Here is a 14,646-nt window from a genome sequence, read left to right as displayed (position 1 = left end):
GGCGGTTCAGCTTTCGTCCGACCGCAGGGCGCCACGCACGCGCTCACGCCCGATCTTGATGACATTTTCCATCGCGGCCCGTGCGCCCGCCTCGTCACGCCGGCCGATTTCCTCGACGATCCGGATGTGATTGCGGGCAACTTCGTCGACGCCGCCTTTTTCAGCGACCGGCGAACTCAGCTTGAAAATGCCGACCAGCGCCGCCTCGATCAGGCCGCCGACCGTGCGCATGAACGGATTGCCCGAGGCTTCGGCAATCGACAGATGGAATTTCAGATCGGCATACGCGAGGCTCTCGGCCGTGTGCCCGGCTTCACCCATGGCGACGGCCAGGCGCATCATGCGGCTGATCTCTGCGTCAGACGCATTCCTTGCGGCAAGGGCAGCCGCATGCGGTTCGAAGGCCAGGCGGACTTCGCTCAAGTGATAGAGGAATTCCTCGTCCACACCGCATTCGAAATGCCAGGTCAGGATATCGTTGTCGAAGAGGTTCCAGTCGTTCCTGGGCGTGACGCGCGTGCCGATGCGCGCACGTGGAACGACCAGACCCTTGGCGGCAAGCGTCTTCATCGCTTCGCGAAGAACCGTGCGCGATACTTTGAAGCGCGCCGCAAGCTCCGGATCGCCGGGCAGGATCGACCCGATCGGGAACTCGCCTGAAACGATCGCCTTGCCAAGCTGGTCGACCACATGCGCATGACTGGTGCGCTTCCGCGTCCCGGAAAGGACAGTCTCCAGCAAACTCCTGTTCAACCCACCTCCTCCAGGCACTCCCTTGCCTGACAGCGCCAAATGCAGCGCCCCTACTGCCATTCCCCGTCCACCCATCCCCACGAACACGACGAGCGGGCCCGAGAACAGCCTATCCGATTCCTCAAGCATTACACGAAATGCACCAAAGCTGCACTATGGCCGAATCCGGTCGGCCACAACCATTCATTGCGCCGTTCTCAGCAAGCCAACCAACGCCGGGATCCCGGTGTCAACAAGCCGCTGCGTCGTGTCTCGACCCGCCGACAAGAACGACAAACCCCGCCATCGCGGCGGGGTTTGCACATTTGCTGCGTTCTTTCGCCGTGCTTACTTCGGCAGCTGGTCGTCGACGCCTTCGACGTAGAAGTTCATGCCGAGCAGCGTGCCGTCATCCGACGACGCGCCTGCGGCCAGCCACTCGCTGCCATCCTGCTTCTTCAGCGGACCGGTGAACGGCTTCAGCTCGCCCGACTTGATCTTGGCTTCCGCGTCCTCGGCCAGCTTCTTCACGTCGTCAGGCATGTTGGTGTAGGGCGCCATGGTCAGGATGCCGTCCTTCAGGCCATCCCAGCTCGACGTGGTTTCCCACTTGCCGTCGAGGAAGGCCTGGGTGCGCTTGACGTAGTAGGCGCCCCAGGTGTCTACGATCGCGGTCAGCTGGGTCTGCGGGCCTGCGGCGATCATGTCGGATGCCTGGCCGAAGGCCTTAATGCCGCGCTCTGCGGCAACCTGCATCGGCGCCGTCGTGTCGGTGTGCTGGGTCAGGATATCGACACCCTGGTCGACCAGCGCCTTGGCAGCGTCGGCTTCCTTGCCCGGGTCGAACCAGGTGTTTGCCCATACGACCTTGATCTTGAAGTCCGGGTTAACCGAGCGCGCGCCGATGACGAAGGCATTGATGCCCATCACCACTTCCGGAATTGGGAAGGAAGCGATGTAGCCGGCGACGCCCTTCTCGGACATCTTGGCAGCGATCACGCCCTGGATGTAGCGGCCTTCATAGAAACGGCTGTTGTAGGTCGCCACATTCGGCGCGCTCTTGTAGCCGGTTGCGTGTTCGAACTTCACGTCCGGGAATTTCTGGGCGATCTTGATCGTCGCGTCCATGAAACCGAAGGACGTGGTGTAGATCAGGCCGCAGCCGGAACGGGCCATACGCTCGATTGCGCGCTCGGCGTCCGGACCTTCCGGCACGTTTTCGAGGAACTGGGTTTCGATCTTGTCGCCGAGCGTCTTCTCCAGTTCCAGGCGGCCAATGTCATGCGCCTGGGTCCAACCGCCGTCGGTCTTGGAACCGACGTAGACGAAGCAGACCTTGGCCTTGTCCTGAGCGGCGGCGGCCGAAGCAAAGCCGATGACGGCCGCGGTACTTGCGAGAGCGAGCAATAGTTTTTTCATTTTCTTGACCTCTGTCGGTTTGAGAAACGTCCGTCTGGATTGTTATTGTCACCGATCTGGCACAAACGGCTTACCGAGCGATGCCGGCGTATTGATCAGGGTCGTGCGCCGGTTATGTGAAATGAGGATGAGGACGACGATCGTCGCGAGATAGGGAAGCGACGACAAGAATTGCGACGGAATGCCGATGCCGAAAGCCTGCGCGTGAAGCTGGCTGATGGAAACGGCGCCGAATAGATAGCCGCCGGCCACGAGACGCCACGGACGCCAGGACGAAAACACCACCAGCGCAAGCGCGATCCAGCCGCGCCCGGCCGACATGTTTTCCACCCATTGCGGGGTGTAGACCAGCGATAGTTGCGCGCCCGCAAGGCCTGCGCAGGCACCGCCGAACATCACGGCAAGATAGCGCGTCGTGATGACGTTTACACCAAGAGCATGGGCGGACGCATGGCTGTCGCCGACGGCGCGCAGCTTCAAGCCCGTGCGGCTCCTGAACAGGAACCAATGGACGCCTGCGACCAGCGCGATCGACAGATAGAAGATGATGTCCTGACGAAACAGCAAGGGGCCGATGAACGGGATCTCGGCCAGCACCGGGATGACGATCGGCTGCAGCTTGATACCCTGCATGCCGAGAAAGCTCTCTCCGAGCATGCCGGAAACGCCGAGGCCGAGCAGCGTCAGCGCCAGGCCGGTCGCCACCTGATTGGCAACCAGCGTCAGTGTCAGGAATGCAAAGAGGAGGGAAAATACCGCGCCGCAGACGACGCCTGCCAGAATCCCGAGATAGGGCGATCCGGTGATCTGGGTCGCGGCAAAGGCACAGACGGCGCCCATGACCATCATGCCTTCGACGCCGAGGTTGAGTACGCCCGAGCGTTCCGTCACCAATTCGCCCAGCGCGGCAATGACGAGCGGTGTCGCGGCGGTAATGACGCTCAGCAGTATGGCTTCAACGATCCCCATCAGCGGCTCCCGTCCAAATCTGACGCAGTAAAGCGGTACCAAACCAGCCGGATGCGATAATGAATGAGCGTGTCGCAGGAGAGCACGAAGAACAGCAGCAGGCCCTGGAAGACGCGGGTGACTTTGTCCGACACCCCGAGCGACAGCTGTGCGGCTTCGCCGCCGAGATAGGTCAGCGCCAGCACGAGACCGGCCGCAATGATGCCGAGCGGATTGAGCCGGCCGAGAAATGCAACGATGATCGCGGTGAAGCCGTAGCCGGGCGAGATTACCGGGCGCAGCTGTTGGATCGCACCGCTCACCTCGGAAATGCCGGCAAGCCCCGCAAGCGCGCCTGACAGCAGCATCGAAAACCAGATCATGCGCCGGGACGAGAAACCGGCGAAGCGCCCTGCCCGCTCGGATTGCCCGAGAACCGAGATCTCGAAGCCCTTCAGCGTATAGCGCATCATGAACCAGACCAGGATCGCCGCAATGATGGCGAAGGCGAAACCCCAGTGGGTGCGCCCGGACGCGATCAGTTCCGGCAGGATCGCGTCGGCCGCAAAGCTGCGCGTCTCCGGGAAATTCATGCCCTGCGGGTTGCGCCAGGGGCCGCGCACGATCCAGTCGAGAAAGAGCTGGGCGACGTAGACAAGCATCAGGCTCGTCAGGATCTCGTTGGTGTTCATATGCGCCTTGAGGAAGGCGGGAATGGCGGCAAACAGCGCGCCGCCGAGCATGCCCATCAGCATCATCAGCGGCAGCACCAGCGGCGACTGCCACTCGTAAAACACCACCGGCAGGATCGAGCCGGCGATGGCGCCCATGATGAATTGCCCCTCGGCGCCGATGTTCCAGTTGCTCGACCGGAAACAGACGGAAAGGCCAACGGCGATCAGGATAAGCGGTGCGGCCTTGATCGCCAGTTCGTGCAGCGACCAGACCTCGCTCAGAGGCTCGACGAAGAAACTGTAGAGCGCCGTAACCGGGTTCTTGCCCAGAAGCGCAAACATGATGCCGCCGAAAATGATCGTCAGCAGGAAGGCGATGAACGGAGACAGGATCGAGAACAGCGCCGATATCTTGGCGCGCTTTTCCAGTTCAATGCGCATGCACAGCCCCCGTGCCTTCCGTCTTGCCGTACATGCCGCCCATCAGGAGGCCGATCTTCTCGCGCGAAAGCTCGCGCGCCGGATAGGGATCGGAGAGCCGCCCTTCGCTGATCACCGCGATCTCCGTCGCCACCTCGAAGATTTCGTCAAGGTCCTGGCTGATCACCAGCACGGCGGACCCAGCCTTGGCGAGATCGACGAGCGCCTGCCGGATCCGGCTTGCAGCACCTGCATCCACCCCCCAGGTCGGCTGATTGACGATCAAGACGGCCGGTTGGCGGTCGAGCTCGCGACCGACGATGAACTTCTGCAGGTTGCCACCCGAGAGCGACCCGGCCGGCGGGTCTTCACCGCTTTTGCGCACGTCCATCGCTTCTGAGATGCGCTTGGTTGCCGTCGTCACCGCATCTCGGCGGATGATGTTGAGGAAGCCGCCGCCGAGGAAGGCTTTTGCATCGGACCGGCTTCTGGCAAGCACCAGATTGTCCGAGAGCGGCATGGCCGAAACCGCCGCATGGCCATGACGCTCTTCGGGAACGAAGCCTGCGCCCATCAGCCGCCGCGCATTGATGTTCCTGTTGCCGACCGGCTTCTGCCTGATCTGCACCGCAGCGTCGTCGGCAACCGGATATTCGCCGGAAAGCGCATCGAAAAGCTCGCCCTGACCGTTGCCGGCCACACCGGCGATCGCCAGCACTTCGCCGGCACGCACCTTGAGACAGATGTTTTTCAGCGAAACGGCAAACGGCGTGCGCGCGGAAACGGAAAGGTGGCGGGCTTCCAGTTGCACGTCGCCCTTGGTGCTGGTGCCCTCGGCGGTAACGGCCGCGACGTCGCTTCCCACCATCATGCGTGCCAAAGACGCCGGCGTTTCGGCCTTGGGGTCGCAGGCGCCCGTCACCTTGCCGTGGCGCAACACGGTAGCGCGGTCGCAGATGCGCTGCACTTCCTCAAGCCGATGGCTGATATAGAGGACCGAGCGACCTTCCGCCTTGAGCTTGTTCAGCGTTTCGAACAGTCGATCGGCCTCCTGCGGCGTCAGGACCGACGTCGGTTCATCGAGAATGATCAGACGCGGGTTCTGCAACAAGGCGCGGACGATCTCGATGCGCTGACGCTCGCCGACGGAAAGGTCAGCCACGTGCGCCTTGGGATCGAGCGGCAGGCCATAGGCGTGCGACAGGCGCGAGGCTTCTTCCGCGACCTTGGCGAGCGAGATGTTGCCGTCCATCGACAGCGCGATGTTTTCCGCGACGGTCAACGCCTCGAACAGCGAAAAATGCTGAAAAACCATACCGATGCCGAGCTTGCGAGCGGCCGCCGGGCTGGCGACGCGCACGCTGCGCCCTTGCCAAACGATCTCGCCGGCCGTCGGCGCCAGAACGCCGAACAGCATCTTCACCAGCGTTGATTTTCCGGCGCCGTTTTCGCCGAGAAGGGCGTGGATTTCGCCCTGGTTGATCTGCAGGTTGATCTCATTGCAGGCTGCAAACGAGCCAAACAATTTCGTCAGGTTGCTCACAGTCAACAACGGACCGTTCGCAGTTGCTCCCTCAACAGGCACGCTGCCCTCTTTTCCCCTCTGTCGATCCCCGTCCGCCTTAAGGCTTCGATCAAGGAATCAGCAGTGTTGTTCCACTCGTTTTTCTTGTCTCAAGATCCGTGTGCGCGCGACCGGCGTCAGCAAGCGGATAAGTCTGATTTATATTGATACGCACTTTGTTGCTTTGCACAATATCAAAGAGGGAATTTGCACACGCTTCAAGCGCAGGCCGCGTCGACACATAACCGAAGAGTGTCGGACGCGTCGCAAACAGTGAACCCTTCTGCGCCAGAATGCCGATGCTGAAGGCGTCGACCGGGCCCGACGAGTTGCCGAAGCTCACCCAAAGACCGCGCGATTTCAGGCAATCGAGCGACGCCGGATAGGTGTCCTTCCCGACCGAATCATAGACGACATCGACACCCTTGCCGTCCGTCAGCTCCTTGACCCGGGCAACGAAGTTGTCCTTGCGGTAGTTGATGACGTGGTCGTAGCCATGGGCGAGCGCCAGATCGACCTTGTCCTGCGAGCCGGCCGTACCGATGACGGTTGCGCCCAAAGCCTTTGCCCATTGACCGGCAATCAAGCCGACGCCACCGGCGGCGGCATGGAAGAGCAGCGTCGTTTCAGGGCCAACCTGGAATGTCTGGTTGAGCAGATATTGCGCTGTCATGCCCTTCAGCATCATCGCCGCCGCGGTCTCGAGCGGGATATCGTCTGGAACCTTGACCAGTTGCGAAGCTTCGACGTTGCGCTCGCTGGCATAGGCGCCATCCGACGAGGCATAGGCCACCCGGTCGCCAACGCCAAAAAGGCTGACGCCATCGCCGACGGCCGTCACGATCCCCGCGCCCTCCTTGCCCGGGACAAAGGGCAGGCCAGCGGCCGACTTGTAGAGCCCGGTGCGGAAATAGACGTCGATGAAATTCAACCCGACGGCCACCTGGCGGATCTGCACTTCACCCGGCCCCGGCGGCGAGAGCGTAACGCCCTCCAGCTTCAGGACCTCGGGTCCACCGAGTTCGCGTACGACAATTGCCTGTGCCATCGAAGAGCTCCTAGGTCTGGCCGAGCTTGGGGAAAATCTGCAGGACGAAACCGATCACGTAGAGATAGATGCCTGTCGCAAGAACACCGGTCACCACCCAGGCCGGTGTCTCGAAATGTAGAAGCAGTGCGTACATGCTGAGCGCCGACCAGAGGAGGAAGATGCCGAGATTCAAGGGCCTCAACCGCTGGACGCGCACCGGATGCAGGAAATTGATTGGCAGGAAGGTTAGCACCACCGACACGAGGACGACGATTGAGGCGGTCAGTTCGCTTGCCTGAATGACGAAGAGCGTAAAGACGACCATGTTCCAGACCACGGGAAAGCCCGAGAAGAAATATTCGTCCGTCTTCATGCCCATGTCGGCATAGTAGATCGCGCTCGAAACGACGATCGCGCCCGCCGCAACGAAGGACCACGGTTCGCCGATCATGCCGCTCTGATAGAGCGCAAAGGCCGGCAGAAGCACGTATGTGACATAGTCGATGACGTTGTCGAGCGTGTCGCCCGACCAATTGGGAAGCACTTCCTTGACCCGCACCTTGCGGGCGATCGGACCGTCGATGCCGTCCACCAGCAAGGCCAGGCCCAGCCACCAGAACATGTCGACGAAGCGGTGCTCAGCTGCGGCGACGACACCAAGAAAAGCGAGGAATGACCCGGAAGCGGTCAATATGTGCACGGAGAAGGCGCGGATCTCGGCGTAGGGGACTCGTTTGTAGTTGAAAAACTTCATCTGCGGACGCCGCCTATCCCCTTGTGCACTTCGCCAGACAGGGCCGTCACCCCGCCCCAACCGCTTTGGCGGCGCATTGCGCGTAATATGCACCCTTTGCAACGTATCGCCAGCAAAATTCAAGCACGACTTTGCCCGATGGGGATTGTTCTGTGGACACTTTCAAATTGCTTCTGCGCTGATTCAACCCATTTATTTCGCCTTTGTCGAGGACTAGAAGTAAGATCATGTTCAAGACAGCAGGCGCTTGATGGCGCGAGCGAAAGGGTTCTTCCATCATGGATCATTACGACATCGCCGTCGTCGGCGCTGGTCTCGCGGGCTCTCTGGCAGCGATCGCGCTCGCCGAAGCTGGCTACCGCGTCGCGCTGATCGGACCGGAACCGGCATCGTCCGACGGCCGGACGACCGCGCTGATGGACCAGTCGATCGAATACCTGAAGAAACTGAGCCTCTGGGAGAAGGTGCAGCCGTCGACGGCACCCCTCTCGACGATGCGCATTCTGGACGGGACTGACCGCCTGCTGCGGGCGCCGACGGTGAACTTTCGCGCGTCGGAAGTCGGTCTATCGGCCTTCGGCTACAACATTCCGAACGCCCCGTTCCTCGACATTCTGCGCCAGCGGGCGTCCGAGACCGAAACGCTCGATCGCATGACCGTGTCGGCGGCCGATTTCGACCTCTCCGGCGACAAGGCGCGGATCTCGCTCGATGACGGACGCGATATCACGGCCGATCTGGTTGTCGGTGCCGACGGCCGCCGTTCGCCGGTGCGCGAAGCGGCCAAGATTTCCGTCAGCACCTGGTCCTATCCGCAGACCGCCGTCGTCCTCAACTTCTCGCACGAGCTTCCCCACCAGGACACTTCGACGGAGTTTCACACGGAGAGCGGACCATTCACCCAGGTGCCTCTGCCCGGCAACCGCTCGAGCCTCGTTTGGGTGCGTAAACCCGAAGATGCCGCAACCACGCTGGCGCTCGACCTGGCCGCACTCTCGCGCGCTGTGGAGGACCGGATGCAGTCGATCCTCGGCAAGGTCACGGTCGAGGCTGGCCCGCAGTCCTTCCCGCTGTCTGGCATGAGCGCCCATCGCTTCGGCAAGGGCCGGGTCGCGCTTGTCGGCGAGGCGGCGCACGCCTTCCCGCCGATCGGTGCCCAGGGCCTCAACTTGAGCCTTCGCGACGCGATGACGCTGGTCGATCTGATCGGCGCACCGACGGGCGGCAACCTTCCGGGCGATATCGGCGACCGTTTTGACAGCCGCCGTCGCCTCGATATTATCAGTCGCACGGCGAGCGTCGACCTCTTGAACCGATCGCTGCTGTCAAGCTTCCTCCCGGTGCAGGCGTTGCGCGCCGTCGGCCTGCACATCCTCTCGGCAGCAGGACCACTGCGCAGTGTGTTGATGCGCGAGGGCGTACACCCCGGCAGCGCGTTTCACGCGCTGAAGGACAGCTTACGGGAAAAGATCGGGCGGAAGAGCGCCTGAGCGGATCAGATAGAGCAGCCCGGTTACGGTTGCTACCGAGAGCAACGTCGTGATCAGAATGGTTGCCGACGCCCGCTCCTGCCAGACGCCATACTGGTGGCCTATGACAAAGACGTTGGTCGCGGTCGGCAGCGCCGCCAGCAGCACAGCCGTCTGCACCCAGACCGGATCATAGTTTCCCATCAGGCTGAGCGCGATGAAAACCAGCACCGGATGCAGGATGAGCTTGGCCGGCACGATGTAGCCGATCTCGATCGGGATGCGCTTGATTGGCCGGAGCGCCAGTGTCACGCCCATGGCAAACAGCGCGCAGGGTGCGGCCGCCTGCGCCAGATAGTCGATCAGCCGCTGCACCGGCAGCGGCGGCTGGACGGCAAAGAATGCCGCTGCGACCCCGGCAAAGGTAGACAGGATGAACGGGTGCATGATGATCTTGCGGGCGATGCCAAAGGCAAGAACCGCAGCGTTTTCCTTTCGCCCACCCGAAAGCGCCATCATCGCCGGCGCCACGGTAAAGTGTGCCGCATTCTCGAAGCAGAAGATCAGTGCGACCGGCACTGCCGCCGCGTCACCCAGCGCCAGCAATGCCAGGCCCGGCCCCATGTATCCGATATTGCCATAGGCTGCGGCAAACCCCTGTATTGTCGCCTCGCCGATGGAATTGCGCCGCACGAAAAGACCGACGATGAAGATCAGCGAAAAGACGACATAGGTCGCACCGACGCTCGTCAGGATGAAATCGGCGCGCGTCAGCTGCTCGATCGGAGTTCGCGACACCAGCTTGAAGAACAGCGCCGGCAAAGCGAGATAGATGATGAAGGTGTTCAGCCACCCCATCGCCTCGCCCGGATGCTCGACCAAGCGGGCCGTGAGATAGCCGAGAAAGATCAGCCCGAAGAACGGCAGCACCAGGCCAGCAATTTCCGTCATGCCTCTCCTCGACCATGCTCATGCGTGCACTGAAGGCGACTAATCCCCCAAAGCCCAATCGCCGTCGCGGTATCCACGCTTTGGGCACGGTACTCGCGCGCCCTGCACAATCGGGCCTGATCAACCCAATAGCATCAACCCGATCGATTCCAATAGGTTGAGGCGCAACCGGCGAAGCCCAATCCCCTCCATTGATCCGCTGGAGACCTAGCCGATTTTCATCAGAATCGGGAACGTCTGCTGGAACCAGATGGCGACGGAACTGATGAAACCGAAGAGGAAAGCAAGGCCGGCCAGCACCAGAAGCGCACCCATCAGTTTTTCGACGAGGCCAAGGTGGCGGCGGAATCGCAGGAGAAAGCGCATGAAAGCACCGGAAAAACCGGCGGCGATCCAGAACGGTATGGCAAGCCCGAGCGAATACACGGCCAGAAGCATGGCACCGTCCGTGACCGTATCGCGGGCAGCCGCAACGCCGAGAATCGTGCCGAGCACCGGACCGATGCACGGCGTCCAGCCGAAGGCGAAGGCAAGGCCCATGATATAGGCGCCGGACAGCGTCGCCGGCTTGCCGCCGCCTTGAAACCGCGCCTCGCGCGCAAGCAGGCCGATCTTGAAAACACCGAGGAAATGCAGGCCCATGATGATGATGATCACGCCGCCGATACGCGACAGCAGATCCATGTGCTGGCGCAAAAGCAGGCCGATCGAGGATGCGCCGGCACCAAGCGACACGAACACGGTTGCGAAGCCGAGCGTGAACAGAAGGGCTGCCGGCAGAACGGCGCGCCGGGTGCTGCGGGCCGAAACCGCCTCGCCGCTTCGAAACTGATCGACTGACACCCCGGCCATATAGCAGAGATAGGGCGGCACAAGCGGCAGGACACAGGGCGAAAGGAAGGACAGCGCGCCAGCGAGAATGGCGGTCCAGATCGAAATATCGGCAATCGACAACGGCAAGAACTCCGGCATGCGGTATTTGGGCCATTCCTTAGCCGCATGGTCGCGATGATACCAATCACCTTTTGGCGATCATTGCGCCATGCACCATTTCTTCACGAAAGCAGTAATTTTTGGGTTGACCGGCGGGAAGCTCAAGTGCATATGTCCGCCCACTTCCGCCGGGCCTCACGGTCGCGGCTAGGGAGCGCGTAGCTCAGCCGGTAGAGCAACTGACTTTTAATCAGTAGGTCCAGGGTTCGAATCCCTGCGCGCTCACCATCAACATTCTGATTTCATTGCTTTTTAGCCTCACATTCTGGAATGTCATCCGAGATTTCCGACGCATCCGACGTCCCCCAAAATGTCGTAAGCAACGACATTGTACGCATACTCTGATCGCTGTTTCTCCATGACCGTCGTACCAGGTAACCATCTTGTCGATCGCTGTGGTCGCCATTTCCGGGTGAAGGGCGAAGTAGTGTCTCAGGATCTGGTGGACGCCCTGGAGCGAATGGCCCGTAACCGAGCAGATCTCGGGCGGCGTGGCGCTTGACCGCATTGTCGGAGCTCGACGCTCTCCTTAGGAATGCCGCTCCGAGCAATGAATGGCGCATCTGGGAAGGCGAAGAGCAGTTTGCCCCCGGCGGGTTACCGTTGTTCGAGCTATCCCAGCAGCGAACGTGAGCGGCGACTCGGATGAGAGGCCACGCGGCGCGCCGGCCACCTTCAGGAATCGGCACTATCGACAATCGTACGCATTGCGTAGATGCTGAGCCTCATGCCGAGGATGCAAAGACGCGTATCAGGATAACCCAGATTGATATCGAGCACAGGGATGAAAGCATGAGAAAGCTTATCATTGCGGTTGGAATGATTGGTACCCTCGCGTCCTGCACTCAGACAGAGCGAGGGACCGCGATCGGTGCAGGAACCGGCGCAATAATCGGGGGCGTGGTGAGCGACAGCTGGGGCGGCGCGGCTATCGGCGCTGTGGCCGGTGGGATCATGGGCAACCTGATTGGCCGTTCCCGGGAGCGCGAAGGCTATTGTATCTATCGCGATCGCTACGGCCGCCGATTCGAGGCACGCTGCCGATAATAGCCGACCAGGTGTCCGATTGCACGACCGCCAAGCATAGCAATGGCTAGCGAAGGATTCGGTGCGCTCACCACCTTCAGATCCCCTCACTGCCATCCGACATAGCAACCGTTCCGCGGTGCCTGCTTCGCATCTTCAGCGGGCTCGTTCCATATTCGCGGCTATAGGCGCGGGAAAAGGCTGACAAGCTGTCGAAGCCGCAGCGAAGGGCAATCTCGCGGATCGGGCTGCCCGAATCGCGCACCAGCCGATGGGCGACCTGAAGGCGCAGGCGCAGGTAATAGGCGCCGGGGCTGGTCGACAGGCCCTTCGCGAATAGAACCTCCAGCTTGCGCTGCGACACGGACAGCCGGCGTGCAAGCGCAGACACAGTCAGCGGCCGTTCGAGCGTTCGCTCCATCAGGCGGATCGCCTCCGCCAGACCGGGATCACGGGTCTCGATCCGTCCGAGGGACACGACGGGCTGGACGTCCGTTGCGCTGTGGGTCTGGTCGTAGACGAAGATGCTGGCCACATCGAGCGCCAGCGCCGAGCCAAGGCGTTGGGTAATCAGGTGCAGCATCATGTCGAAGGTCGGCGATGCGCCGCCCGAGGTCCAGAACTTTCCATCGGTGACGAAACGGTCTCCCAGCACCGATAGTGCCGGGAACGCCTGACTGAAATCCTCCAACTCTTCCCAATGGGCGGTGGCCTTGCGACCGTTGAGCAGACCGCTGCGACCGAGCAGCCAGCAACCCGATTCGATGCCGGCGACGACTTCAAAATGGCGCGCGCATTCCTGAAGCGTGGCGATGAACTTGCGGCCGACATGCCGGTCGAGATTGAAGCCACCGATCGCAAGCAGGACATCGCCGTCAAGCGGCAGCGTGAACATGCCGTCGACCGTGATCGGAATGCCGCATGTCAGGGCGACCGGCTCACCGTCCGCCGACAGCAGCCGCCAGCGAAAGACCTCGCGGCCGGAGACGCGATTGGCCGCGCGCATCGGATCGAGCACCGACGCCAGCGACATGATCGACGACTCTGGCAGGACGACCACCACGACATCGATCACAGATTGTATTTTCTCAGCGCTGGACATGCGAGAAATGTCAAATTTCCGGCGTGAAATGTCAATTGGGCAGGCCGCATTCAGGCATTATCAGGTGGCAATCGATCTCCCTTCGCGCGGCGCTGCAGCCCCGCGCAGAGACGTTCCCCTTTCCGCGAGATTGCCGGAACGGGCCGGCCGGATCCAGTTCCGCCGGCCCGTTTTTTTTAATCCACCGCCCATGCGAACCGAACGAACAGCGATGCACCGATGCTGGTAAGAATGGCCGGGAAGCACACTCAGGCAAATCGCCGCCCGTTTGATGCAACCCTCAACCTGTCCGTGCGGTCGAGATATCGATTGCGAACGAAGCCTGTGGCGGGGCATAGGCGATCACGCGGTTACGGCCGGCATCTTTGGCCTGATAGAGTGCGGCATCCGCCATACTGAAAAGTTCTTCCCAGCTGTTTTCCACGCCTCGGCCGACGACAACTCCGATGCTGACGCTGAGGGCAACGCGCTGGCCGTCGAAACGGACATGCAATTGTTCGGTGGCAAGGCGGAGCCGTTCGGCGATCGCCTGCGCCTGCACCTCGTTCGTTTTCGGGAGATAGAGCCCGAACTCCTCGCCGCCGAGCCTTGCGAAGCAATCGGTCGCGCGCAGGTTTGCGCGCACCAGTTCGGCAAAAGCGATCAGCACCTGGTCACCCGCCTGGTGACCAAAACGGTCATTGACGCGCTTGAAGAAATCCAAATCCATGACCGCAAGTGCATCGTCCTTCCAGCCTAAGCGCGGCAACTGCGACAGGAACCAGCGGCGATTACCGACCCCCGTCAGCATGTCGGTGTCGGCCGTCCGACGCAATGCGGCCTCTGCTCGCTCCTTGACTAGCACGAGCGCAAAGAGCGCGATTGCGAAGTGGCTGATGATCAGGAGGAAGAAGGCATAGGTCGTCGTGATCGGTACGACGGCCGGCCTGAGCAGGCCCACCACCACGACAAGGCAGAGCATGGCACCGATCGTCAGGGAAGCTGCGAAGATCGTCCGAACCGGCAACGGCTCGCCTTTCCGATCCGAGACGACTGCAAAGGCGGAAGCGGCAAGGAACAGGAAGGCGCCTGAGTTGAAGGCGCTTGCACGTGCGTAGTTCACAACGTGGAAATGCGTGATCAAGCCGACAACCGCCCCAGTCAAGGGAATGGCAAGTGCCAGCCAATCGGCCCGTCGGCGACTTTGGCCACTCAGCCGGCGCAGACCGATCCAGAACAGTGCATAGCCGCCAAGGCCGAGTGTGAAGCTCGACAGCGTCCATAGAAAAGCCGGCAGCAGCTTCTGTTCGCCATAACCTGCCAGCGTCGAAGCCAGAGCAAGAAAGAGAAACCCGGCCGCCAGAATGCCAAGCCCCTCGTTCCGGGGTGATTGCCACCGGAGGTAAAGAAAGCACAGGGCGCCGACCAGAAACGACGACTTGTGAAGCAGCAGTACAGTTGCGAGGTCAAGTTGGGCAGTCATCGGTCCGGCTCGGCGTGGTTGTTTGTCGCCGCGCCTCTATCGCACGGAGTTTAGCGATTACTAAATGGAAATGAGAAATCGGCTGCAAAGCCCGAAATTGCG

General features: G+C 61.5%; 13 protein-coding genes and 1 tRNA gene. 3 read left to right on the top strand and 11 right to left on the bottom strand.

Annotation, left to right across the window (positions count from 1 at the left end):
• Nucleotides 1–6 precede the first annotated feature (6 nt).
• The 7 genes from BC363_RS13615 to pcsA form a co-directional block, all read right to left on the bottom strand.
• Nucleotides 7–753 (bottom strand): FadR/GntR family transcriptional regulator, encoded by a 747-nt coding sequence (locus BC363_RS13615; protein WP_065781485.1) that lies wholly within the window; start codon nucleotides 751–753, stop codon nucleotides 7–9.
• 327 nt (nucleotides 754–1,080) lie between these two features.
• Complete coding sequence (locus tag BC363_RS13610) at nucleotides 1,081–2,151, bottom strand: BMP family ABC transporter substrate-binding protein (RefSeq protein WP_065781486.1); 1,071 nt, start codon at nucleotides 2,149–2,151, stop codon at nucleotides 1,081–1,083.
• 48 nt (nucleotides 2,152–2,199) lie between these two features.
• The gene (locus tag BC363_RS13605; RefSeq protein ID WP_065781487.1) at nucleotides 2,200–3,120 is read right to left on the bottom strand and encodes an ABC transporter permease; all 921 of its coding nucleotides are present in this window, start codon (nucleotides 3,118–3,120) and stop codon (nucleotides 2,200–2,202) included.
• Nucleotides 3,120–4,214, bottom strand: coding sequence for an ABC transporter permease (locus BC363_RS13600; protein WP_065781488.1), 1,095 nt, complete (start codon nucleotides 4,212–4,214; stop codon nucleotides 3,120–3,122). The genes BC363_RS13605 and BC363_RS13600 overlap by 1 nt, the downstream gene beginning before the upstream one ends.
• On the bottom strand, nucleotides 4,204–5,778 hold the full coding sequence (locus BC363_RS13595) for an ABC transporter ATP-binding protein (RefSeq protein ID WP_065781489.1): 1,575 nt from the start codon (nucleotides 5,776–5,778) through the stop codon (nucleotides 4,204–4,206). The genes BC363_RS13600 and BC363_RS13595 overlap by 11 nt, the downstream gene beginning before the upstream one ends.
• A gap of 49 nt (nucleotides 5,779–5,827) precedes the next feature.
• Nucleotides 5,828–6,805, bottom strand: coding sequence for a quinone oxidoreductase (locus BC363_RS13590; protein WP_065781490.1), 978 nt, complete (start codon nucleotides 6,803–6,805; stop codon nucleotides 5,828–5,830).
• Between the two features lie 10 nt (nucleotides 6,806–6,815).
• On the bottom strand, nucleotides 6,816–7,541 hold the full coding sequence (pcsA, locus tag BC363_RS13585; protein WP_065781491.1) for a phosphatidylcholine synthase: 726 nt from the start codon (nucleotides 7,539–7,541) through the stop codon (nucleotides 6,816–6,818).
• Nucleotides 7,542–7,819: 278 nt separating this feature from the next.
• On the opposite strand from pcsA, the gene BC363_RS13580 reads away from it, so the two are divergent.
• Nucleotides 7,820–9,031 carry a UbiH/UbiF family hydroxylase gene (locus BC363_RS13580; protein WP_065781492.1) on the top strand — a complete coding sequence of 404 codons (1,212 nt, stop codon included), beginning with the start codon at nucleotides 7,820–7,822 and terminating at the stop codon, nucleotides 9,029–9,031.
• On the opposite strand, the gene BC363_RS13575 is transcribed toward BC363_RS13580, so the two are convergent.
• Together BC363_RS13575 and BC363_RS13570 are read right to left on the bottom strand one after the other, a co-directional pair.
• Nucleotides 8,999–9,961: an AEC family transporter gene (locus tag BC363_RS13575; protein ID WP_065781493.1), complete on the bottom strand. Its 963-nt coding sequence runs from the start codon at nucleotides 9,959–9,961 to the stop codon at nucleotides 8,999–9,001. The two genes, BC363_RS13580 and BC363_RS13575, sit on opposite strands and share 33 nt — an antisense overlap.
• A 207-nt stretch (nucleotides 9,962–10,168) precedes the next feature.
• Nucleotides 10,169–10,915: a cytochrome c biogenesis CcdA family protein gene (locus tag BC363_RS13570; RefSeq protein ID WP_065781546.1), complete on the bottom strand. Its 747-nt coding sequence runs from the start codon at nucleotides 10,913–10,915 to the stop codon at nucleotides 10,169–10,171.
• A 191-nt stretch (nucleotides 10,916–11,106) separates the two neighbouring features.
• Between BC363_RS13570 and BC363_RS13565 the strand changes: the two genes are divergently transcribed.
• Nucleotides 11,107–11,182: transfer RNA gene (locus tag BC363_RS13565), tRNA-Lys, on the top strand.
• 564 nt (nucleotides 11,183–11,746) lie between these two features.
• Nucleotides 11,747–12,001, top strand: a complete 255-nt coding sequence (locus BC363_RS13560; protein WP_065781547.1) for a YMGG-like glycine zipper-containing protein — start codon at nucleotides 11,747–11,749, stop codon at nucleotides 11,999–12,001.
• A gap of 76 nt (nucleotides 12,002–12,077) precedes the next feature.
• Here the strand turns inward: BC363_RS13560 and BC363_RS13555 are convergent, their stop codons facing one another.
• Nucleotides 12,078–13,082, bottom strand: a complete 1,005-nt coding sequence (locus tag BC363_RS13555) for a GlxA family transcriptional regulator (RefSeq protein ID WP_065781494.1) — start codon at nucleotides 13,080–13,082, stop codon at nucleotides 12,078–12,080.
• Between the two features lie 280 nt (nucleotides 13,083–13,362).
• A complete protein-coding gene (locus tag BC363_RS13550; protein ID WP_065781495.1) occupies nucleotides 13,363–14,544 on the bottom strand; it encodes a GGDEF domain-containing protein in 1,182 nt (393 codons plus the stop codon).
• Between the last annotated feature and the right edge of the window lie 102 nt (nucleotides 14,545–14,646).

Origin of the sequence: Ensifer sp. LC384 (genome assembly GCF_001695865.1) — a bacterium.
Classification (GTDB): Bacteria; Pseudomonadota; Alphaproteobacteria; order Rhizobiales; family Rhizobiaceae; genus Ensifer.
This window is presented reverse-complemented; position numbering and strand designations above follow the sequence as displayed.